This window comes from Natrinema hispanicum (assembly GCF_900111485.1).
Lineage (GTDB): Archaea > Halobacteriota > Halobacteria > Halobacteriales > Natrialbaceae > Natrinema > Natrinema hispanicum_A.
Genome location: NZ_FOIC01000009.1, coordinates 98,623 through 118,797 on the forward strand (window position 1 = coordinate 98,623; position 20,175 = coordinate 118,797).

A 20,175-nucleotide genomic window follows, 5' to 3' on the forward strand; every position below is an offset into this window, starting at 1 on the left:
CGTCGCTCGGCGTATAAGGGCTTGGCTTCGCGGTGTATGGGCCGCTGGCTATCGCGTTTCCGTCATCGATTGCTCGTCGCGTCTGACGCCGACTCGACCGTCACGATCGTCGAGTTCGAACCCCACCTTCCGAAGATAGGCGAGTGCACGATCGGTTTCACGCCCGTGGACGAGCACTTCGACGAGATCCTCGGGTTCGTCGATATCCGTTCCCAGCCGGAACGAGTCGATCGTCTCGATGGTGGCTCCGACCTCACGAGCGATCGCACAGTGGTCGAGATACGAAGCCCCATGATAGTCGACGGTAAACGCGGGGTCGCGAACGACGAGTGCGTTCGTCCCGCCTGCGCGTCCTGGTGCGATCGCGACATCGGCCGTGCCGGTCAGGAGTCGCTCGAGTGCATCGGGGGTCGCCAGCGCAAGGTCGGCCATGACGACGGCGACGGCGTCTGCAGTCGTCGCATCGCCGTCCGGCAATCGCGCGTTGACCGCGTCCGTCAGCGGTCGCTCGTCGACCGAGACCGACACTGCTGTGGCGACGTCGTCCGGGAGCTCGAGGCCGGGCGCGGCGAGCTCAAGCGGGGCAGTCGCGAGGATCGTCGGCTCGTGGCCCGTCTCGACGATCGCCCGCAGGACGTCCGCGAGCATGGCGCGAGCGAAGGCCACCCGCTCGGCCGGGGACAGCACGGACTCGAGGCGAGTCTTCGGCGTCTCGGCGGCGAACGGGACCAGAACGCGCATCTGAATGTGGGTGCCGTACTCCGGGCGCGCTCAAAAGCACGTCGGAGTTCGCTATGGATTCTGAGCGGCTCGAGCCTCGTGCCCCCCGACACGAGTGCGGCCGCTCGGGCCGTCGACCGCAAAACGGAATGGTGGTCTAGAACAGCGGTTCGAGTTCGTCCTCGTCGTCCTCGACGAGTTCCTCTAAGTTCTCCTCGCTCTCTTGCTGGATGTCCTCGATGTTGTCCTGGGCCTCGATCGCGACCTGCTGGAGGCGCTTGATCCGCGGGACGTTCGTCACGCCCGAAAGCAGGATCGCCGCGGAAACTTCGGGTTCCTCTCGTGGGAAGTCGCCACCGCGAACTTCCATGCTGCCGGTTTCCTCCTCGAGCCATTTGCGCCCGCGTTCGATGCCTTTCCGGTTGAGATACTCCGACGGACCGGAAAGCACGAGCAGGGCGCGCTCGGTGCCTTCGATCTCACAGGGAAGTGTGAGTCGGCCGAGCGCGGCCTTGCGGACGAGGCTCGTGATGCGGTTCGTGGTGTTGGCGGCGTCCAATCCGTCGTCGCCGCCATCGTCGCCGGTAAACCGCGAGAGGAGCCCACCACTGGTGTTGAGTTCGACCTCCTCGCTTGCGTAGCCGACGGTCGACACCCCGCCGCCCGAGAGCGTGTTGATGATCTCGGAGGAGTCGACGACGCTCTCGGCGACGTCTTCGCCATCGCCGACTTCGCCGGCACCGAAGAGGATGCCAAAGCGACGGACGATTTCCTCGTTGATCTGGTCGTAGCCGCCCTCCATGGATTCGCCGGTCTGTCGCCAGGAGTCGTTGTCGAAGACGAGCAGGTTGTCGACCTCGCGGACGAACGTCTGGAACGAACGGGCCGCGTTGAGCGTGTAGATGCCACCCTCATCCGTGCCCGGCAGGACGCCGAGCCCGTAGACAGGGATGGTGTAGATTCGTTTGAGGTGTTTGGCGAGGACAGGTGCGCCACCCGAACCGGTGCCGCCACCCATGCCGGCGACGATCAGGAACGCGTCGACCTCGTGGGTCGGGATCTGGTCGATGGCGTTTTGAACCTCGTCGATGTCCTCCTCGGCGACTTCCGCGCCGAGTTCGTTGTCAGCACCCACGCCATGGCCCTTTACACGGGCCTGGCCGATGAGTACGCGATTCTCCTGTGGAATATTGTCGAGACCGATGAGGTCCGCCTTCGCGGAGTTGACGGCAATCGCCGCGCGGACGATTCCGCTGTTCGTCCGATCGTCGTACTCGAGGAATCGATCGACGATCTTGCCACCGGCCTGTCCGAATCCGATCATCGCCAGCTTCATTGTTTGTCAGGGGGCTCCGTTGGATTGGTACCAGTGCAATGGAGGATATAAACCTTGCGCTAAGCTGACTTTCTCGAATACATCACTATCACGCTAAATAGAACGAACGGACCGGATCTACCCGCGAAATGCGGTTCTACCTACCACTGGTTATGTATATCAGTTGATGGGTGTTTATTACTGCTGCCGGCGTCGCAATCAGGCCGTGCCGGCCGGTTTCGCCCCTCGTGGTGCCCGCTCGAGGCCGAGATACGAACCCAGCGTCGTCAGCGCCGACGGATCGCGGCCGAAGGCGGTCACGTCGTTGTCGGAAACCGTGTTGTCGAACGCGAGCGAGCGGGCCTGATCTGGGCCGAAGGGCACGAACGGCAGTGGACCGGCCGCCGAGAGCCCGACTCTGGCGAGCCCCATCGGGATCGGGACGATCGTGACGTCTTTTCCCTCGGCTTCGTAGGCCAATTCCGTCACATCTGCGAGCGTGAGGACCTGTGGGCCGCCGATCTCGTAGGTCTCGCCGACGTGGGTATCGGCGTCGAGCGCGTCGGCCAGTATCGGCACGAGGTCGCCGACCCAGATGGGTTGGAACCGGGTTTTCCCGCCGCCGGGCAACCCCGTCACGTACGGCGTCGTCAGGGTCTTGGTGAAGTCGACGAACTCGCCGCCGTCACCGAAGACGACAGACGGGCGGACGATCGTCCACGCGAGACTCGAGTCTCGGACGACCTGCTCTGCTTGTCCCTTGGTTCGGATGTAGGCGGTGTCGCCGTTCGGATCGGCACCGAGTGCACTCATCTGGAGGAATCGGTCGATATCGCCGTCTTCGGCAGCGCGAACGAGGTTCTCGGTGCCGCCGAGGTTGACTTCCTCGTGGCTCGTCCCGCTGGGAGGCTCGAACAGCGGCGACAGCGAGACGAGATTGACGACGGCATCGTAGTCTGCGACGGTCGGGGCGATCGAGTCGTAGGCGCTGACGTCGCCGATCGCCGTCTCGACGCTGTCTGGCAGGCCGCTACTGTCGGGCGATCGCGACAGTGCCGTTACCTCGTGGCCGCGCTCGGCCAGTTCCGCACACAGGTTCGTGCCGATAAAGCCGGTGCCGCCGGCGACGAGGATCTCCATACGCAAGAGATGATCCTGCACAGATAAATAGATGGACGGCTACCTATGCAGCCAGCGGCGATTTGGACCAGTCGCTGCGCCACGACCGCCGGCCGGGATGGGCAGTCTTATTTTTGGGTTGATCAAACAGGGCTGACATGTCGCCGGAAGCGCGGGAGACGACGGAGCGATACTTCAGGCAGGCAGTCGAGCGCCACTGGGACCCGTACGCGATCGACCTGACGGCTGACCGGGAAACACTCACCGACCTCAGCCGGAGCGCGTTTACGCAGTTGCGCGCGACGCTCGCTATGTTCGGCGCTGGCGAGGAACACGTCACCGAGGATCTGGTGCCGGTTGCCGCGGTCGTCGACGACGACAGCGATCAGCGATTCGTCGCGAGCCACCTCTATGACGAGGCCAAACACGCTGCCTTCTTCGAGCGATACTGGAACGACGCTGTCAGGCCCGCAGCGGAGGCTCGAGGCCTCGAGCCGACCGCACCGACGGCCGACCGCTGGTTCACCGACTCCTACGAGGACGTCTTCGACCGAACCGAAACGGCGATGAACCGCCTGCTCGAGGCTGACACGCCTGCAAACCGGGCTCGAGCGTACTGTCACTACCACCTGACGGTCGAGGGTGTCTTCGGCCAGACCGGCTTTCACGCCGTCGAGTCGACGTTCGGCCCGGAGACAGAGGGTCCGTCGCTTCCCGGGCTGGTCGAGGGGTTTGGCGGCATCCGACGAGACGAGGGCCGCCACGTTGGCTACGGGATGGACCGACTTGCGGCCCTCCTCGAGAACGGCGCGGTCGAACGCTCGCTCGTCGAGGAGACGGTCATGGGCCTTGCAGAGCTGGTCGACGCCGTCGTCGAACGGATGGGGTGGCATCGCCTGCCTGGCCCCGACAGCGACGACCTCGTCGCGTTCGTCGCCCAGCAGCGTCGCAACCGCCTCCAGCAACTGCCTGGCGGAGCCGCCGTCGACCCGGCGGCCGAGGACTGACCATGCGAGCCGTCGAAGTCCCGGAATACGGCGACAGCGACGTGCTGACGGTCACCGACCGGGACGCGCCCACGCCGAGCGACGACGAGGTCGCAATTGACGTCGCAGCCGCCGGCGTCAACTTCGCCGATATCGAGCAACGCCGTGGGGCCTACCCGGACAGTCCATCGCCGCCGTTCGTCCCAGGGCTGGCCGTCGCCGGTACCGTCACGGCCGCGCCAGCGACGAGCGACCTCGCGGTCGGCGACCGGGTCGCCGCGCTGTCGTCTACCGGCGGGTATGCGACGGTCGCGACGGCACCCGTCGACCGTACGTTCCGGATGCCAAACTCGATCCCGTGGGCCGACGCGACGGCCCTGCCGGTCCAAGGGCTGACCGCCCACAACGTCCTCCACGAGTGGGGCGAGCTGTCGGCCGGCGATCGGGTGCTGATCCACGCCGGGGCCGGCGGTGTCGGCTCGCTCGCCGTCCAGTTGGCCGCTGCGGCCGGGGCGACCGTCTTCGCAACTGCAAGCACCGCGGCGAAACGCGACCTGGCTCGAGAGCTTGGGGCCGACCACACCATCGATTACACGGACACCGACGTTGCGGACGCCATCCACGAACGGACGGGCGGCTATGGTGTCGACCTCGTCATTGATGGGGTCGGCGGCGACGCCTTCGCTGCCAGCGTGGACGCGCTCGCGCCGGTCGGCCGCATCGTCTCGTTCGGGATGGCAAGCGGGTCGGTGCCGACCGTCGCGACCCCGCGGCTGTTCTTCGCGAATCAATCCGTTCGTGGCTATCACCTCGAGCACGCGCTCGAACACGTTCCCGAGCGCGTCCTCGGCGCGGTGCCGTCGCTGGTTGACCAGGTTGCCACCGGGCAGGTCGACGTCGTCGTCGACCGGACACTTGCGCTGGCGGACGCCGAGCAGGCTCACGACGCGCTTGCCGACCGCGAGACCGTCGGCACGGTCGTCCTCGAGCCATAAGGGCTGACGAGAACCGGGACGGTTTTGATGACGGTCGCTGAACGACAGCACATGACAGCTACGGAGGGTGTACCCGATCGTGTTGAAGGGATCGTTGCCGACCGACTGCGCGTCGACTCGGACGCGTTCGACGACGGAACGCCGTTCGACGGGGAGACGCTTGATGCCGATTCGCTCGATCTGGTCGAAATCGCGGAAGCCATCGAGGCGGCGGTCGGCGTCCACATTCCTGATGCAGATCTCGAGGACCTCGAGACGGTCGGCGACCTGACGGCGTACGTCGACGAACGCGCCTGAGATGAGCCGCGAGGTGGTCGTGACCGGTCTCGGACTAGTGACACCACTCGGCGAGAGCGTCGAGCGTACGTGGACGGGGCTGCTCGAGGGCACGAGCGGCGCAGGTCCGATAACGCACTTTGACCCCGACGAGACCAGCCTGCGGGCCTCGATCGCCTGTGAAGTGGGGACGGAACCGGCAGCCGTCGCGCCCGACGACCGTGTCGACGACCGGACGATGGGCCGGTACGCCCAGTTCGCCGTCGCCGCAACCGCCGAGGCACTCGAAGACGCCGGCTTCGATGCCGCAAGCCCCGACTGGAACGCCGAGCGAGTCGGGACCAGCATCGGCTCCGGACTGGCCGGCCTGTCCGAAATCGAAGCCGCGGCAGGCGCGCGTCCCTCGCCGTCGTTTCTCGTGAGCGCGTTGACGAACCTCGCAGCCGGCCACGTCAGCATGACGATCGATGCGAAGGGCCCGAACCGCGCGCCGGGCACAGCGTGTTCGGCGGGTACCCACGCCATCGCAGCCGCGGCCGACGACATCCGGCGCGGAAGGGCCGACGTCGTCGTCGCCGGCGGGACCGACGCTGCCATCTCGCCGCTGGGCGTCGGCAGCTTCGACGCGATGCGGGCGCTCAGCACCACTGCCGACCCCACCGCGGCGAGTCGTCCCTTCGATAGCGATCGGGACGGGCTCGTGCTCTCGGAGGGGTGTGGCATCGTCGTCCTCGAGTCACGCGAGCACGCTCGCGAGCGCAACGCGACCCCGTACGCCGCGATCACCGGGGCCGGTCGGACCGCCGACGCACATCACCCTACGCGGCCGGCCGAATCGGGCGACGGGCTTCGGCGCTGTCTCGAGCAGGCACTGTCCGATGCCGACAGAGAGTCGGCCGCCGTCGATCACGTCAACGCCCACGCGACGAGTACGCCGGTCGGCGACGCCCGTGAAGCCGACGCGCTCGCGGCGGCGTTCGACGAGACCGGCGTCCCGCCGACGACGAGTATCAAGGGCCATCTCGGGCACGCGCTCGGCGCTGCCGGTGCGATCGAGGCCGCCGTCGTCGCGCGGACCATCGCAGAGGGCACGATCCCGCCGACGCTGAACTACGAGACGCCCGATCCGGCCTGTGACCTGCCGGTCGTCACCGAGCCACGCGAGACGGCCGTCGACGTCGCCGTGAGTACGTCGGCCGGTTTCGGTGGGACGAACGGCGCGCTCGTGTTCGAGCGCCCGTAACGATGGCTGACGACGCAGCTGTCCCCGGCTCTGATCCCATCGTCACGCATGGCGTCGATATCGTCGCCATCGCGCGTATCGCGGACTTGCTCGCGGAGTTCGGTGACTCGTTTCGCGACCGCGTGTTCACGCCGGCCGAACAGGCCTACTGCGAGACGCAGGCTGACCCACCACAGCATTACGCCGCTCGCTGGGCAGCCAAGGAGGCATTTCTAAAGACGCTCGCTGGCGCGTCCCCCAGCGTGCCGACCGCCGCCATCGAAATCGACCGTCAGGATGATGGTCCGCATCTCTCGCTGGCTCCCGTCGCAGCCGACGCCCTCGCTGCGACGCTCGAGGAACGCGGTAGCTCGCTCGCAACGGCCGACATCGACGTCAGCCTGAGCCACGATCAGATAGCAGGGTATGCCGTCGGCTCGGTCACCGTCGTGGGGACGACGACCCGACACCACTAAGCGGGTCGTCTGACTCACAGCACTGATATGACGACTGACGAGTCCACCACGACCCTCGATGGGACGGCGTTTCTCTTCCCCGGCCAGGGGAGCCAGACCGTCGGGATGGGTCGGGCGTTCTACGACGACTGGCCCGAGACGCGCGCGGTGTTCGATCGGCTTGACGACGCCCTCGAGCTCAATCTCTCGGGGTTGTGCTTCGACGGGACCGCCGAGGCAATCCAGCAGCCGAGCAACACCCAGCCGCTACTGCTGGCGACGGGAATCGCAGTCTACGAGGGCGTGACGGCTCGCTTCGATGTCGAGCCGGCAGCCGTCGCCGGCCACAGTCTTGGTCACTTCACCGCGCTGGCGGCCGCCGGCGCGATCGAGCCCGAAACCACGGCCGAACTCACCCACAAGCGGGGACAGTGCATGGAACGGGCAGCAGCCGCCGACGGCCCGGGGACGATGGTCGCGGTCTTGCTGGCCGACCCGGACGTGGTGACCGAAGCGTGTGCCGGCCGCGAGGACGTCGGCGTTGCCCTGTACAACGCGCCGAAACAGACCGTCATCAGCGGCACGACCGAGGGCGTGGCGGCGGTCCGGGAACGGCTCGAGGAGCGGACGACCGCCCGGTTTCGTGAACTCGAGGTCGGCGCGGCGTTTCATTCGCCAGTGATGGAAGCGGCCGTCGACTGTGTCGAAACGGCGATGGCCGATGTGACGCTTCGAGAGGCCGAAATTCCCGCTGTCTCCGACGTGACCGGCGACCTCTATACCGATCCGGCCGTCGCACGGCGGGATCTGACCGCACAAATCACGTCGCCGGTCGACTGGGTGGCTGTCATCGAAACGCTTCGCGCGCAGGGGATCGACCGGTTCGTCGCGTTCCCGCCGGCCGACGTGTTGGCGGGGCTTGTCGAGCGCATCGCGCCTGAGGCCGAGTGCTGGACGCTCGAGACGCCAGCGGATGCCCGGGAGGTGTTCGCGTGATCGACTTCGACGGCGAAGTCGCGGTCGTCACCGGCGGAACGCGTGGCATCGGTCGTGCGGTGGCGACGCGACTGGCCGAGCGGGGAGCGACCGTCGTCGCAACCTATCACGAGGACGACGCGGCCGCAGACGAGACGGCGGCCACGCTGGCGTCGTTCCCTACTGAGACGACCGTCGAGCGGTTCGATGTCGCCGACTACGAGACGGTGGCGGCGACGTTCGAGACCGTCGCCGACCGGTATGGCCCTCCGACAGTGCTGGTGAACAACGCCGGAACGGTGGCCGACGGCTTGCTGGTTCGGATGTCTCCCGAGCAGTGGCAACGGGTTATCGACGTTAACCTCACGGGCACGTTCTACTGCACGCGGGAAGCGGCCAGACGAATGCTACGACGTGACGACCGAGGTGGCCGAATCGTCAACGTCGCAAGCGTCGCCGCTCAGCACGGTGGGGCCGGGCAGGCCAACTACGCCGCGAGCAAGGCCGGCGTCCTCGGCCTCACGCGTGCGGCGGCCCGCGAGCTTGGGGGCAAGGGCATCCGCGTCAACGCCGTCGCACCCGGCTACACCGACACCGACCTGCTCGCGGATTCACGCGGCTACGAGTCGGCCGTCGAGACGAACACCGCGAGCGGCCGCACCGCGACGCCCGAAGAAGTCGCCGACGTGATCACCTTCCTTGCCAGCGACGCCGCCTCGTACATCAACGGCGAGGTCGTACGCGTCGACGACGGCCTCGCGCTGTGAGACGGTCTGCTGTGCCGACTTCCCGGTGCAATCGCAGGCGATGGCGGTCCCACGGCACTGACTGATAGGAGTCCGTCTGAGGCGATCGGCTCGAGACAACGACGGATTGTAATAGGTGTCACGACGAGACACGAGCATGCTCGTCACGCTCGAGGGATTAGACGGTAGCGGCAAGACGACGGTCTGGGAGGCCTTACACGAGCGCTATCCTGACGCCGTATTCACGCGCGAGCCGACGAACTCCTGGTACGGCGACGCCGTCTACCGATCGATCGAAGACGACGACGCTGATCCGCTGGCGGAACTGTTTCTCTACACCGCCGACCACGCCGATCATCTCTCGCGGGTGATCGAGCCCGCCCTCGAGCGTGGCGATCTCGTGATCTCGGATCGCTACTCCGATTCGCGCTTTGCCTACCAAGGCGCGACCCTCGAGGCAGCCGACGGCCACGGCCTCGCGGACCCCCTCGAGTACGTCGTCGACGTTCATCGCCCCTTCTCGATCGAGCCGGATCTGACGATCTACCTCGATCTCGACCCCGAAACCGCTGCGGCCCGTGCGGGGACGACGAACAAATTCGAACGCGCCGAGTATCTCGCGTCGGTTCGGGACAACTACGAACGACTCCTCGAGCGCGACCCCGACCGGTTCGTCCGCGTCGACGCGACCCAATCGCCCGAGGAAGTCCTCGAAGCGACGACCGACGTGCTGGCCGAGGCTGTCGGCGAGTCACGCTGAGCACAGCGCACACCGTCGCCGTCGTTTGCGATCGGGGCTCGGGCAAAAGTTTTAGTCATGATATAGCGTATCACACTGGCGATGGTCCATGCGTTCATCATGGTGAAGACCGCTGCCGGGAAATCCGAGGACCTGCTCGCGAAGATCGGCGACCTCGAGTCGGTCACCGACGCCCACATCGTTGCAGGCAACTACGACATCATCGCAGAGATCGATGCTCCCGAGGTCTACGACGTGCTTCAGGCAGCGTCGTCGCAAATGCAGCAACTCAACGGCGTCACCGAGACGAAGACCTACATCGGGATGGGGTGACGGTTCGACCGCCGTCGTGGCGGCATCGTCGTGTCGGCGTCGACGAGTGCTTTCCTTCTTACAATTACAGTTATCGTTTGACCACCGACCGTGCTAGTCGGGGGCAAACTTATTCACAGGGGCGAGCGTACGCCTGTCTATGCAGTTCGTCATTATCGGGGCCGGACGGGTCGGGCTGCGGACGGCACGCGTCCTGCGAGACGAAGGCCACGAAATAACGCTGGTCGAACGCGACGAACAACGGATCAAACGCGCCCAGAATCAGGACTTTCCCGTCATCGAGGGCGACGGCTCCCGCGAACCCGTTCTCGAGGAAGCCGGCGTGATGGACGCCGACGCCGTCGGCGCACTGACCAGTGACCTCAACGTCAACTTCACCGCCTGCATGATCGGGAACCATTACGGCTGTCGAACCGTCATGCGGATCGACGAGGCCTACCGCGAGGGGATCTATCGCAAGTACGCCGATCAGGTCGACGAGATCATCCACCCCGAGCGGCTGGGCGCGATCGGCGCGAAAAACGCCCTGCTGGGCGGGACGATCCGCGCGATCGCTGACATTGCACCGTCCCTACAGGTCGTCGAACTCACAGTCACTAACGGCGCTCCCGTCAACGGATACACGCTCAACGAACTGCAGTTGCCCGCCGACGCGACCGTCCTCGCGTTCGGCAAGAACAACAGCCCCCTCGAGATTCCGACCGAAGATAGCTCGCTCGAGGACGGCGACCGACTCGTCGTCCTCGCGGATTTCGACGTCTTAAGCGAGGTTCGCCAGCTGCTTGTCGGTGAGACCCCGATGCAGGCGGCCGCGAACGCCGGCTCGGGCTCGAGTTCGGTCTCGACGGAGCACGATGCGGACAGCGACACGGAGGTGTGAACTAATGGTTACTGCATTCGTCATGATCAAGGCGAACACGGGCGAGGCGGATCGACTCAGAGACAGTATCGAATCCATCGAGGGCGTGCAATCGGCACACATCGTCGCCGGCGATGTCGACCTCATCGCGAAAGCGAAGGTCGAGACACCGGCCGAAGTCAAGGAGATCGCCGCGACCCACATCCAGGGCATCGAGGGGATCGAGGATACGCAGACGTACATCGCGATGGACTAAGACCCAGCTTTTACTCTACGGTCTGCCGCGCTGGTGGCGTTGCCACACAGCGCGGCGTCCCTCGGTAAAAGCTGGATCAAAAGCACTCCTCCTTCCCCGCCAGCCGCGCAAAGCGCGGCTTCTGGGTCAGTCGTCGGCCCGCTCGCTCACCCTTCGGTTCGCTCGCGGTCAGTAACAGGGAGAGTGCCTGCCCTTCCCCGGGTCGCATGGCTCTCGCATCTGCTCGAGCCACGCTCCCGGCCATAGCTGTGAGCCTTACCCAGAAACAGCCGCCAGCGTGTTATAGGGGCATGCCGCCGCTGCTCCCATCGTCGTCTGCGGCCTGCTGACCCTGTTGCTGGGCGTTCTCGAGCAGCGTCGCTGCCGGCCCGCGGTAGTCGTAGCCGGGGATGATTCCCTGTGCGTAGGTGCCTTCAACGAACTCGATGAGTGCCTTGGCGTCTTCGACGCCTTCAGCGGCGTCCCAGGCGGTGTATTCGAGGTGGACCCGGACCTCCTCGCCGTCGCGTTCGACGACTGGCTCGTCGTGTGTGCTCGTGTGGGCGACGCCGAAGACGTCCCCCAAGCGGCGCTCGAGTGTTTCGAACCAGCCGTCTTCGACGACGTCGGCGACGTGCTCGCCGGCGACGGCAGCGTCGAGCGTTGGGAGGAAGACGGTGATCCGAAAGCGGCCATCACGCTTGCCGTCGGCGTCGTCGGCCGTGACGGTCGTCTCGAAAACGGTCGTCGTGAGGTCGTAGCCGTCGTCGGTTCGGGCGAACGCGTCGTGGGCCTCGAGTGCGCGGTCGACGGGAGCCGGAAGATCGGTCATCGGTCGTCCAGAGGGGTGTGGCGGAAAAGGATGTTTTGGGTCGCTGGCCCGCCGCGCCGGCGACGGCAGACCGCCCGGCGGTCGGCTGCCGATCCCGGACCGTTTCAGCGAGAAACCCCGCGTTGTGCTCGAAACGAACCGACGGTACTACCCGGCGCTTCGGCATCGCTCGACGGCATGACCCTCGATCGGAAAACTGCGGACCGTCGTCGATTCGCTCGCCTTCTCGGAACCGACGGCGACCGCGGCTCCGGCTTGCCCGTCGGGACCGACAGCAAAAGCGAGGGGACCGACCGGGACGAAACGACGCGACAAGCGGACGACGACCGTGACGGCGACGGTGAGGCCGATGGCGCATCGACCCGTGCCCGCTGACGTCTACGCCTGTTCGATGGCCTGATCCAGATCCGCGATCACGTCGTCGACGTCCTCGATGCCGACCGAGAGGCGCACGAGGTCGTCGGTGACGCCGCCGGCCAACTTCTCCTCCTTGGTGAGTTGCTGGTGAGTCGTACTCGCGGGGTGGATGATCAGCGTCTTCGCGTCGCCGACGTTCGCCAGCAGGCTCGTCAGGTCGACCTCGTTACAGACCGTTTCGGCGGCGTCGTAGCCACCCTCGAGTCCGAAGGTAATCATGCCACCGTAGCCGCCCTCGAGGTACTTCGCGGCGTTCTCGTGGGTCTCGTGGCTCTCGAGCCCGGGGTAGTTGACCCACGCCACGTCGGGGTGGTCCTCCAAGTGCTCCGCGACGGCCATCGCGTTCTCGCAGTGTTTTTCCATGCGCAGCGGCAGCGACTCGAGTTTCTGGAGCGTGACCCAGGCGTCGAACGGCGACTGCTGGTTGCCCAGGTCTCGCAGGCCGCGGGTCCGAGCGGCAAACGCGAAGGCCGCGTCGCCGAACGTCTCGCGGAAGTTGACGCCGTGGTAGGCCGGGTTCGGCTCGGTGAGTTCGGGGTAGTCGCCGTCCTCCCAGGGGAACGAGCCGCCGTCAACGAGGATCCCGCCGACGGTCGAACCTGCGCCGTGGATCCACTTTGTCGTCGAGTTCCAGACGAGGTCCGCGCCGTGCTCTAAGGGCCGGCACAGGTACGGCGTCGCGAACGTGTTGTCGACGAACAGCGGCACATTGTGGTCGTGGGCGATGTCGGCGATGCGCTCGATGTCGGGTGTGACGAGCGCGGGATTGCCGATCGTCTCGAGGTGGACGAAGGCGGTGTCGTCGTCGATGGCGTCGGCGTAGGCCTCGTAATCGAGGGTGTCGACGAATTTCGTCTCGACACCGCGTTTCGAGACGGTATGGGTAAGGTAGGTGTAGGTCCCGCCGTAGAGCGACGACGAGGAGACGATGTTGTCGCCGACATCGGCGAGGATGAACGTCGCGAGGTCGAACGCGGCCATCCCGGAGGCGGTCGCGAGCGCGCCGACGCCGCCTTCCAGCGTCGCGATGCGTTCCTCGAGCATCGCGTTCGTCGGGTTCATGATCCGCGAGTAGATGTTGCCCAGTTCCTCGAGACCGAACAGCGCGGCGGCGTGGTCGGTGTCCTCGAACTCGTAGGACGTGGTCTGGTACAGCGGTGGCGCGCGGGCACCCGTCGTCGGGTCCGGTTCCTGACCAGCGTGGATACTGTTCGTCGCGAAGTGGTGTCCGTCCGAATCGGAATCGTCACTCATACCAGCGTCCTTGCAGCCACGTCACGTAAAACCCCTAGCCTTTCCCCTCGAGCCGGAATACGACCGAGATACGGGCAGATATTACCTCGGACGGTGTACGGATTCACAGTTCCAGTACGCTGACGACGTGGAGACTCTCCAAGAGCAGCCAGCAGAGAAAGGCACCGTACAGCCCCAACAGCAGCCATGCTTCGTGTCTCGAGAGGCGCATTTCAGTCCGAGAGATGCTAAAGAAGACGATCGTCGCGAGGACGAGAAAACTCATCATCGGAACGATGTGGGCGAAATTCACCGTCAGCGAGCCCGCGACGAGGACGCCGGCCGGCACGGCGACCAACAAGTCGAACGTGTTGCTCCCGAGGACGTTCGCCAGCGTTACCGTCGGCCGATCCGCCCGTGCGGCCGCGAGGCTGACGAACGTATCGGGCAGGCTCGAGCCGGCGGCGACGACGGTCATCCCCCAGAGAAACGTGGGGGTTCCGAACGCGTCGCCGAGGCCGATCGCCGACCGGACGAGGGCCTCGACGCCGGCGACGATCGTGACCAGTCCGACCGCGAACTGAATCCAGGCGGAAGCCACGTTCGCCGTCGTGTCCGTCGTTGCCCCTTCGTCAGCGGCATCGAGATACTGGGTGAAGATGTAGAGCCCGTACAGCGCGACTGGAAACAGTGCGAGCGGGCGTGAAACGTCTCCCCGAATGGGACCGTCGGGGCCGGCGACCGGGTTGTAGATGACCGCCAGCGAGAACGTCAACAATAGCGACGCCACCGCGAGCATGTAGAACAGTGACTCCTTGTAGACCAGCTCGCGCGACGTATCGATACCGCCGCCGACTACCACGGCGAGGCCGGGAATCGCCAGCAGATTGAACACTGCCGACCCGACGATCGAGCCGACGCCGAGTTCGAACTCACCGTGAAGCAGCGTCGCGAGCAACACGCTCACCAGTTCGGGCATACTCGAGCCGACAGCGGCAATGACGGCTCCCTGAACGACCGCCGGCAGCCCATACGCGGCTGCGAGGTCGTTGGCTGCCTCCTCGAGTTTGGTGCTGCCGTACCAGAGCACGCCCGTTCCGCCGGCAGCGAGGGCAAGCAGGACCGCGATTTCGATCATGACCAGGTTGCTGGTCGGCGACCGACTATCGATCCGTGCCGACACGTTCGGTTGCGCGCGCCTCGTTGGACGGTTGGCTTCCGCGTCTTCGGTTCCTCTGTGGCTTCCGAGTCCATGTCTCGCCCTTATCGCGCAGACGTGTAAAGATAGCAGAACCTCGCGGCAATGGCGGTCCGATCGCCCACGGCGCGATGCTCGAGCGGCCGTCGAGCCGAGCGCTGTTTCGATGCAGCGCGACAGCAAGGGAGCACTCTATATCGCTCGTGAGCGTTTCGTGAGCGTTGGTACTACTACTAGCAACGCTCATACGCACGGCACCCGGCACTTGGTCTACGACGGTACGTGCGACGGACCTCCGTCCGAACCGCTGCCGAGTGACGTCGACCACCCATGTCCGAATCAACGCCGCAGTCACCGAGCCACGACGCCGAATCGGTCTACAAAGAGTACATCCTGGACGTCCGTCTTCTCGAGGTCACGCCGCCGGACGCCGAGACACCGCAGTACCGGTTCGAGGCCCCCCAGCACACGCCGATGACGTTCGACGATCCGGAGACAGCGACGCTGTACGCCGACGTCTACTTCGACACGAATGGCTTTCAGGAGGCGGGAACCGGCGACCGGGGCGTTCCACCGGAGGTCATTCAGGCGGGCCGAGATACGCTTGCGGCATATTTCCTCACGATGCCCGGCACGGACGTAAACTGGGTGGCGTCGTTTTACGGGAAGACGCCGCCGAAGATCGAACGGTACATTGCGTCCGTCCGCCAGCGCGCCCAGGAGATTCGGGCGAACGCGGCCGAACAGGGACTCGAGTAGCTGATAGCCGATCCCCTCGCTGAGACGGACTCCTGTCAGTCAGTGCCGGTGGGCCCGCAATCCACACTGTGGTCCCACTGGGAAATCGGGACAGCAGACCGTCTGAGAAGGGTAATCGAGACGTTCTTTTCGACCGAATCACACCGTGGGCAATCGAGACGTTGCTGGCGTCAAGTCGACGATGACTGGATCGGCAGTCGAACGGAGAGCTACATAGAATTGCGTACGCTTCGTTTAGGAATTGATGAATAAATATTAGAAATATAAAACTCCTATAATACGCTGGCCCGTTACGGAACTGATGGTTGACTTAACTCGACGCAACCTGATGGAAGCCTCAGTCGCCGCAGCGCTCGGTGCGAGCGTCACTGGCGTCGCGAGCGCTGCCCCTGACGACCCCGATACGCCGCTGGCACCGCACGTCGACGGAGAGTTAAAGCGGTTCTCCTCGACCGCACTCGGCGCGGAAGTCACCGGGCCGTTCGTGTTCGAGAACGGGGCGCTGCTCTACAGCCTCCAGCACCCGAGCCGCGACAATCCCGCACCGTACGACGAAGCCGGCATCGGCTACTTCAGCGGCTTCCAGTTCGAGTTCGACGGCAGCAACGACGACTTCGACGAGCTGTCGACGCCCCAGACGAACGCGGAACAACAGACGGTCCGCGGCGCTGACGGCGAGTTCACGTTCCTTGCACAGGCCCACGAGGCGGTCAACGGGGGCACCGAAGAACTCGGCGTCGTCCAGACGCCCGACGGCGAGAATATCACGACCGACGCGTTTGCCGGCACGCAGTACGGCGACGCCGCGTACAACCCCGACTGTAACCAGTTCGTCCCCACGACCGACGACGGCACCGAGGGCTATCTCTTTACGAACTGGGAGAACAGCCCTGGCAACGTCTCCCGAATTCCGATCAGCCGAACCGAGGACGGCGAGTGGGAGGCCGACCTCGAGAACGCCATCAACATCGCGAACACCGAGCCGATGCGCGACCTTGGCGGGACGCGCATCAACTGTTACGGTGACCTGAGCCCGTGGAATACGATGATCTCCTCCGAGGAGAACTACGCACACCCGCGGGTTTCGCTGGCCGCAACGGTCGGCGACATCTTCGAGGCAGGAACGGGCAAGGGACGCCGCGGCGCTCACGAGTTCTGGAACCGGCCGAACCCGTCGGCTATTCAGAGCGCCGTCGATGACTACTACGGCGACGACGCCTGGGGCATCCAGGGCTACTGGGCGATGACCGGCGTCGAGTTCCTCGCGTACTACCTCGGCGCGGACCCCGTCGATCAAGATGCTGACGAAAACACGACCCAGCCGATCGGCGATGTCTACCCCAACCCGTACCGCTACGGCTATCACGTCGACATCCGCGAGCCGGCAGCCGACACGCCACAGCCGGTCAAATACTACGTGATGGGACGGGCCGCCTGGGAGTCCCCAGATATCCAGTCCGACCGGAAGACGGTTTATGGCTGTTCGGACGGCGACAGCAAGGGGATCTACAAGTTCGTCGCCGACGAGCCGATCGACAGCTACGATGACCCGATGGACATCGCCGGCACCCTCTACGCTCCGAAGGTGACCAACGCGGAAGCCGCCCGCGAACTTCCGCCGGCGGAAGTCGACCTCGAGCTCGAGTGGCTCGAGCTGGGCCACGCCACGAACCGCGAGGTCGAGGCGTGGATCGCTGTGTACGACGATATTACCCAGACTGACTATCTCGAGACCCACGCTGAAACCGACTGGGAAGAAGACCTCGAGGCTGCGCTCGAGGAGGCCGATCGCGAGGTCGTCGACAACGGAAATCAGGACTACATCACCGACGAGGAAATCGCGCTGTGGGCCGAGCAGTGGGCAGACGAGGGTCCCGACGGCGTCTCGCCGGATCTCCGGCGCGTACCGTTCCTCGAGACCCGTGCGGCCGCCAAGGAGATCGGCGCGACCATCGAGTTCAACAAAGCCGAAGGCGTCGACAGCGTCGACGGTGCCGAGCCGGGCGACTACGTCTACTTCGCCATCTCCGAACTCAACGACGACCTGTCCAACGAGGAGGGCTACGAGGACGTCGGCGACGTCCAGCTCGAGCGGGTCGACGGCGGTGTCGTCTACCGGGCGGCACTCGAGGCGGATTTCAACGTCTCGACGCTCGAGCCGGCTATCGTCGGCCCGGACGCGAGCGATCCGGCGGCCGTCGCGGACGACGCGCTCATCAACGTCGACAACGTGCTCGTGATGGACGACGGCCGCGTGCTCTGCTGTGAGGACGCCGACCAGTTCGGCCGCTCCTACAGCAACGATTGTCTCTACGTGTACGAACCGCCGGAAAACGACTTCCCCGGGCGTCCGACCGAGCATCCGGGGCGCGGCCGCGGCGGAACCGGTGACGAAGACGACGCCCCGGGTCGTCCCGCCGAACATCCAGGACGTGGCCGCGGACGAAACGGTGACGACGAAGCTGACAACTGACAGAGCGCCGCCTGTCGGGCGAGCACTGTCGGTATCGATTCGATAACGAACTAGCGGGCGGTGACGATTGTGCCACCCCGTCCGTTTCGATCTTTTTGTCGTGCCCGTCGAACGCGTACCGTATCAGCTGCGAGTCGGCGCGACAGCAACTCGAGAGAGCGACGACGTGTTCACTCGAGCAGCGACTCGCCGGTCATCTCGGGTGGCTGGTCGAGGTCGATGGCCTCGAGCATCGTCGGCGCGATATCTGCGAGCGTGCCACCCTCGCGGACGGTTCGACCGCCGTCAGTACCGTCGGGTGCGAGATAGACCAACGGTACCTCGTTGTACGTGTGTGCCGTGTGGGGATCGGCTTCGGTTCCCATGTCGTCGGCGTTGCCGTGATCGGCGGTGACGAGGACGTGTGCGCCGGCGTCCTCGAGCCGTTCGACGAGTCGCCCGAACTGTTCGTCGACAGCTTCGACGGCCTCGATCGCGGCCTCGTAGTCGCCGGTGTGACCGACCATGTCCGGGTTGGCGTAGTTGAGCACGAGGACGTCCGGATCGTCGGCGTCGATAGTGTCGATCGCGGTGTCGGTCACTTCGGGCGCGCTCATCTCGGGTTGCTGGTCGTAGGTCGGCACGTCGGGACTCTCGACGATCTTCCGGATTTCGCCGTCGAACTCGACCTCGCGGCCGCCATTTAAGAAGTAGGTCACGTGGGCATACTTCTCGGATTCGGCGATCCGCAGCTGCGTCTTTCCAGCGTCGGCCAGCACTTCACCCAACACCTGTTCGGGCTGGTTCGGCGGATACGCCACGGGGAGGTCGAAGGTCTTGTCGTACTGGGTCATCATCACGACCTCGGCGTCCGGTGGACTGGTTGCGAACTCGTCGGCCCAGTCGTCGGGGCGGATGTCCGCGAGCATCCGCGTGAGCTGTCGTGCCCGGTCGGAGCGGAAGTTGAACCAAACGACAGCGTCCCCGTCCTCGAGTGCCGGCTGATCCGCAATGAGCGTCGGCTCAACGAACTCGTCAGTCTCGCCGCGGTCGTACGATTCTTCGACCGCGTCGACGGCCGAGTCGGCGGTCCACTCAGCATCGCGGTTGACGATCGCGTCGTAGGCCCGCTTTGTCCGCTCCCAGTTCTGGTCGCGGTCCATTGCGTAGTAGCGGCCCGAGACCGTCGCCACGTCCCCGGTACCGTGCTCGGCGATCACGTCCTCGAGCGTGTCGAGATAGTCCCGACCGCCGGTTGGCGAAGTGTCTCGCCCGTCGGTGATCGCGTGGGTGACGGCCTCGACGTCGCGGTCGGCCGCCAGCTCGATCAGCGCGTGGAGGTGTTCCTGATCGGAGTGGACCCCGCCGTCGCTGACGAGCCCGACGAAGTGAACGCGTCCGTCGTTTTCACGCGCCCGATCGAACGCCTCGTTGATCGCGTCGTTCTCCCGGAAGGAGCCGTCCGCGATGGAGTCGGAAATGCGGGTGTACTCCTGATAGACGACGCGGCCAGCACCGATGTTCAGGTGGCCGACCTCGCTGTTGCCCATCTGTCCCTCGGGGAGGCCGACGCGTCGACCGGCGACCTCGAGCCGACCGTACGCGCCCGACTCCGCGAGTCGGTCGAAGACCGGCGTTTCGGCCGCGTCGACCGCGTCCCTGCCGCCGTCACCGAGTCCCCAGCCGTCGAGAACGATCAGCGCAGCTTCCATACCAGATCGGAAATCAGCATGTCCTAACTACCTGTCGTTGTCGTCGTCAGCGGCGGCCGGCTGCAGGTACCGCTCGTCCCCAACGTATCAGTACTGAGGGACCTCTGTCGTTCGGCTCGAGCAGTCGGACCCAGCCCGATCGTGTCGCGTGGACTCGAGTCGGCCAGTGTCGCGCGGTCGAACGGTCTGCTGTTACTGGGTCCTATGACATCCCAAGGCAGGTCGCGGGTACGCCAGGACTGACTGACAGCAGACCGTATCAGTCGTTTTGTGGGTGATCGAATGTCGTCCCACAATCGCCACAGACGGTCGCGTTGCCGGGCGTACTCCGCTGTGCGAAGACAGCCCCGCACTCGTCACAGATCATAAAGAGACGGTGTTCCGGCGGGACGCCGGCCTCGAAGTCGGCCCGAATCCAGGCGTCGGGATTCCCCGCTTCGTAGATGGTGATCCCGGACCCGTTCTGTCGCCAGTTGATCGCACGCTCGTCGGAGGTAACGGTCGACGATTCTCGCTCGGACATCCAGATATTACCAGCCTCGAGCCGTCCATACATACGCTTTCTGATAGTAATTTACACGGACCTGAGTCAACATC

General features: G+C 65.3%; 23 protein-coding genes. 14 read left to right on the plus strand and 9 right to left on the minus strand.

Translation table 11 applies throughout. The features are described 5' to 3' along the window. Positions 1-48 precede the first annotated feature (48 nt). The 3 genes from cofC to BSG09_RS10590 all read right to left on the minus strand — a co-directional run bounded on the left by cofC (position 49) and on the right by BSG09_RS10590 (position 3,175). Positions 49-741, minus strand: a complete 693-nt coding sequence (gene cofC / locus BSG09_RS10580; protein ID WP_092932867.1) for a 2-phospho-L-lactate guanylyltransferase — start codon at positions 739-741, stop codon at positions 49-51. A gap of 136 nt (positions 742-877) precedes the next feature. After that, positions 878-2,056 carry a tubulin/FtsZ family protein gene (locus BSG09_RS10585; RefSeq protein ID WP_092932869.1) on the minus strand — a complete coding sequence of 393 codons (1,179 nt, stop codon included), beginning with the start codon at positions 2,054-2,056 and terminating at the stop codon, positions 878-880. Positions 2,057-2,254: 198 nt separating this feature from the next. Continuing rightward, complete coding sequence (locus tag BSG09_RS10590; RefSeq protein WP_092932871.1) at positions 2,255-3,175, minus strand: complex I NDUFA9 subunit family protein; 921 nt, start codon at positions 3,173-3,175, stop codon at positions 2,255-2,257. 137 nt (positions 3,176-3,312) lie between these two features. Here BSG09_RS10590 and BSG09_RS10595 point away from each other — a divergent pair, with 137 nt between their 5' ends. The 11 genes from BSG09_RS10595 to BSG09_RS10645 all read left to right on the plus strand — a co-directional run bounded on the left by BSG09_RS10595 (position 3,313) and on the right by BSG09_RS10645 (position 10,996). After that, positions 3,313-4,161, plus strand: coding sequence for a ferritin family protein (locus BSG09_RS10595; protein ID WP_092932873.1), 849 nt, complete (start codon positions 3,313-3,315; stop codon positions 4,159-4,161). A gap of 2 nt (positions 4,162-4,163) precedes the next feature. Next, positions 4,164-5,135, plus strand: a complete 972-nt coding sequence (locus BSG09_RS10600; protein WP_092932875.1) for a quinone oxidoreductase family protein — start codon at positions 4,164-4,166, stop codon at positions 5,133-5,135. 51 nt (positions 5,136-5,186) lie between these two features. Next, a complete protein-coding gene (locus BSG09_RS10605) occupies positions 5,187-5,432 on the plus strand; it encodes an acyl carrier protein (protein ID WP_092932946.1) in 246 nt (81 codons plus the stop codon). 1 nt (position 5,433) lies between these two features. Continuing rightward, positions 5,434-6,654: a beta-ketoacyl-[acyl-carrier-protein] synthase family protein gene (locus tag BSG09_RS10610; RefSeq protein WP_092932877.1), complete on the plus strand. Its 1,221-nt coding sequence runs from the start codon at positions 5,434-5,436 to the stop codon at positions 6,652-6,654. Positions 6,655-6,656: 2 nt separating this feature from the next. After that, positions 6,657-7,109 carry a holo-ACP synthase gene (locus BSG09_RS10615; protein ID WP_092932880.1) on the plus strand — a complete coding sequence of 151 codons (453 nt, stop codon included), beginning with the start codon at positions 6,657-6,659 and terminating at the stop codon, positions 7,107-7,109. Between the two features lie 27 nt (positions 7,110-7,136). After that, positions 7,137-8,084 carry an ACP S-malonyltransferase gene (locus BSG09_RS10620; protein ID WP_092932883.1) on the plus strand — a complete coding sequence of 316 codons (948 nt, stop codon included), beginning with the start codon at positions 7,137-7,139 and terminating at the stop codon, positions 8,082-8,084. Then, complete coding sequence (gene fabG / locus BSG09_RS10625; protein ID WP_092932886.1) at positions 8,081-8,830, plus strand: 3-oxoacyl-ACP reductase FabG; 750 nt, start codon at positions 8,081-8,083, stop codon at positions 8,828-8,830. Before BSG09_RS10620 ends, fabG begins: the two co-directional genes overlap by 4 nt. A gap of 136 nt (positions 8,831-8,966) precedes the next feature. Then, positions 8,967-9,569, plus strand: coding sequence for a dTMP kinase (gene tmk / locus BSG09_RS10630; RefSeq protein ID WP_092932888.1), 603 nt, complete (start codon positions 8,967-8,969; stop codon positions 9,567-9,569). 81 nt (positions 9,570-9,650) lie between these two features. Further along, positions 9,651-9,881, plus strand: coding sequence for an Lrp/AsnC ligand binding domain-containing protein (locus BSG09_RS10635; RefSeq protein WP_092932890.1), 231 nt, complete (start codon positions 9,651-9,653; stop codon positions 9,879-9,881). 139 nt (positions 9,882-10,020) lie between these two features. Further along, entirely contained in the window at positions 10,021-10,761 is a 741-nt protein-coding gene (locus BSG09_RS10640) for a potassium channel family protein (RefSeq protein WP_092932892.1), read from the plus strand. Positions 10,762-10,765: 4 nt separating this feature from the next. Beyond that, positions 10,766-10,996 (plus strand): Lrp/AsnC family transcriptional regulator, encoded by a 231-nt coding sequence (locus tag BSG09_RS10645; RefSeq protein WP_092932894.1) that lies wholly within the window; start codon positions 10,766-10,768, stop codon positions 10,994-10,996. A 76-nt stretch (positions 10,997-11,072) separates the two neighbouring features. Here BSG09_RS10645 and BSG09_RS21570 read toward each other — a convergent pair whose 3' ends face one another. Beyond that, complete coding sequence (locus BSG09_RS21570; RefSeq protein ID WP_262488515.1) at positions 11,073-11,204, minus strand: hypothetical protein; 132 nt, start codon at positions 11,202-11,204, stop codon at positions 11,073-11,075. A 72-nt stretch (positions 11,205-11,276) separates the two neighbouring features. Continuing rightward, positions 11,277-11,807, minus strand: coding sequence for a DUF5813 family protein (locus BSG09_RS10650; protein ID WP_092932896.1), 531 nt, complete (start codon positions 11,805-11,807; stop codon positions 11,277-11,279). Positions 11,808-11,984: 177 nt separating this feature from the next. Between BSG09_RS10650 and BSG09_RS10655 the strand changes: the two genes are divergently transcribed. Beyond that, positions 11,985-12,182 (plus strand): hypothetical protein, encoded by a 198-nt coding sequence (locus tag BSG09_RS10655; RefSeq protein WP_092932948.1) that lies wholly within the window; start codon positions 11,985-11,987, stop codon positions 12,180-12,182. 3 nt (positions 12,183-12,185) lie between these two features. On the opposite strand, the gene BSG09_RS10660 is transcribed toward BSG09_RS10655, so the two are convergent. Together BSG09_RS10660 and BSG09_RS10665 are read right to left on the minus strand one after the other, a co-directional pair. Beyond that, complete coding sequence (locus tag BSG09_RS10660; RefSeq protein ID WP_092932899.1) at positions 12,186-13,478, minus strand: O-acetylhomoserine aminocarboxypropyltransferase/cysteine synthase family protein; 1,293 nt, start codon at positions 13,476-13,478, stop codon at positions 12,186-12,188. A 103-nt stretch (positions 13,479-13,581) separates the two neighbouring features. Then, positions 13,582-14,595, minus strand: coding sequence for a sodium:calcium antiporter (locus BSG09_RS10665; RefSeq protein WP_092932950.1), 1,014 nt, complete (start codon positions 14,593-14,595; stop codon positions 13,582-13,584). A 390-nt stretch (positions 14,596-14,985) separates the two neighbouring features. On the opposite strand from BSG09_RS10665, the gene BSG09_RS10670 reads away from it, so the two are divergent. Together BSG09_RS10670 and BSG09_RS10675 are read left to right on the plus strand one after the other, a co-directional pair. Continuing rightward, a complete protein-coding gene (locus BSG09_RS10670) occupies positions 14,986-15,414 on the plus strand; it encodes a hypothetical protein (RefSeq protein WP_092932901.1) in 429 nt (142 codons plus the stop codon). Positions 15,415-15,715: 301 nt separating this feature from the next. Further along, complete coding sequence (locus BSG09_RS10675; RefSeq protein ID WP_343124070.1) at positions 15,716-17,887, plus strand: alkaline phosphatase PhoX; 2,172 nt, start codon at positions 15,716-15,718, stop codon at positions 17,885-17,887. Between the two features lie 170 nt (positions 17,888-18,057). Here BSG09_RS10675 and gpmI read toward each other — a convergent pair whose 3' ends face one another. Together gpmI and BSG09_RS10685 are read right to left on the minus strand one after the other, a co-directional pair. Continuing rightward, on the minus strand, positions 18,058-19,578 hold the full coding sequence (gpmI, locus tag BSG09_RS10680) for a 2,3-bisphosphoglycerate-independent phosphoglycerate mutase (protein WP_092932906.1): 1,521 nt from the start codon (positions 19,576-19,578) through the stop codon (positions 18,058-18,060). A 259-nt stretch (positions 19,579-19,837) separates the two neighbouring features. Then, positions 19,838-20,101 (minus strand): hypothetical protein, encoded by a 264-nt coding sequence (locus tag BSG09_RS10685; RefSeq protein WP_254799179.1) that lies wholly within the window; start codon positions 20,099-20,101, stop codon positions 19,838-19,840. Positions 20,102-20,175 lie beyond the last annotated feature (74 nt).

Excerpts from the sequence above, each read along its gene's own strand:
- cofC (WP_092932867.1), bottom strand. The coding sequence starts at position 741 with ATGCGCGTTCTGGTCCCGTTCGCCGCCGAGACGCCGAAGACTCGCCTC.
- BSG09_RS10650 (WP_092932896.1), bottom strand. The coding sequence starts at position 11,807 with ATGACCGATCTTCCGGCTCCCGTCGACCGCGCACTCGAGGCCCACGAC.
- BSG09_RS10585 (WP_092932869.1), bottom strand. The coding sequence starts at position 2,056 with ATGAAGCTGGCGATGATCGGATTCGGACAGGCCGGTGGCAAGATCGTC.
- BSG09_RS10665 (WP_092932950.1), bottom strand. The coding sequence starts at position 14,595 with ATGATCGAAATCGCGGTCCTGCTTGCCCTCGCTGCCGGCGGAACGGGC.
- BSG09_RS10660 (WP_092932899.1), bottom strand. The coding sequence starts at position 13,478 with ATGAGTGACGATTCCGATTCGGACGGACACCACTTCGCGACGAACAGT.
- BSG09_RS21570 (WP_262488515.1), bottom strand. The coding sequence starts at position 11,204 with ATGCGACCCGGGGAAGGGCAGGCACTCTCCCTGTTACTGACCGCGAGC.
- BSG09_RS10670 (WP_092932901.1), top strand. The coding sequence starts at position 14,986 with ATGTCCGAATCAACGCCGCAGTCACCGAGCCACGACGCCGAATCGGTC.
- BSG09_RS10610 (WP_092932877.1), top strand. The coding sequence starts at position 5,434 with ATGAGCCGCGAGGTGGTCGTGACCGGTCTCGGACTAGTGACACCACTC.
- BSG09_RS10655 (WP_092932948.1), top strand. The coding sequence starts at position 11,985 with ATGACCCTCGATCGGAAAACTGCGGACCGTCGTCGATTCGCTCGCCTT.
- BSG09_RS10640 (WP_092932892.1), top strand. The coding sequence starts at position 10,021 with ATGCAGTTCGTCATTATCGGGGCCGGACGGGTCGGGCTGCGGACGGCA.
- BSG09_RS10600 (WP_092932875.1), top strand. The coding sequence starts at position 4,164 with ATGCGAGCCGTCGAAGTCCCGGAATACGGCGACAGCGACGTGCTGACG.
- BSG09_RS10685 (WP_254799179.1), bottom strand. The coding sequence starts at position 20,101 with ATGTCCGAGCGAGAATCGTCGACCGTTACCTCCGACGAGCGTGCGATC.
- BSG09_RS10645 (WP_092932894.1), top strand. The coding sequence starts at position 10,766 with ATGGTTACTGCATTCGTCATGATCAAGGCGAACACGGGCGAGGCGGAT.
- BSG09_RS10615 (WP_092932880.1), top strand. The coding sequence starts at position 6,657 with ATGGCTGACGACGCAGCTGTCCCCGGCTCTGATCCCATCGTCACGCAT.
- BSG09_RS10595 (WP_092932873.1), top strand. The coding sequence starts at position 3,313 with ATGTCGCCGGAAGCGCGGGAGACGACGGAGCGATACTTCAGGCAGGCA.
- BSG09_RS10605 (WP_092932946.1), top strand. The coding sequence starts at position 5,187 with ATGACAGCTACGGAGGGTGTACCCGATCGTGTTGAAGGGATCGTTGCC.
- BSG09_RS10635 (WP_092932890.1), top strand. The coding sequence starts at position 9,651 with ATGGTCCATGCGTTCATCATGGTGAAGACCGCTGCCGGGAAATCCGAG.
- BSG09_RS10590 (WP_092932871.1), bottom strand. The coding sequence starts at position 3,175 with ATGGAGATCCTCGTCGCCGGCGGCACCGGCTTTATCGGCACGAACCTG.
- tmk (WP_092932888.1), top strand. The coding sequence starts at position 8,967 with ATGCTCGTCACGCTCGAGGGATTAGACGGTAGCGGCAAGACGACGGTC.
- BSG09_RS10675 (WP_343124070.1), top strand. The coding sequence starts at position 15,716 with ATGGTTGACTTAACTCGACGCAACCTGATGGAAGCCTCAGTCGCCGCA.
- BSG09_RS10620 (WP_092932883.1), top strand. The coding sequence starts at position 7,137 with ATGACGACTGACGAGTCCACCACGACCCTCGATGGGACGGCGTTTCTC.
- gpmI (WP_092932906.1), bottom strand. The coding sequence starts at position 19,578 with ATGGAAGCTGCGCTGATCGTTCTCGACGGCTGGGGACTCGGTGACGGC.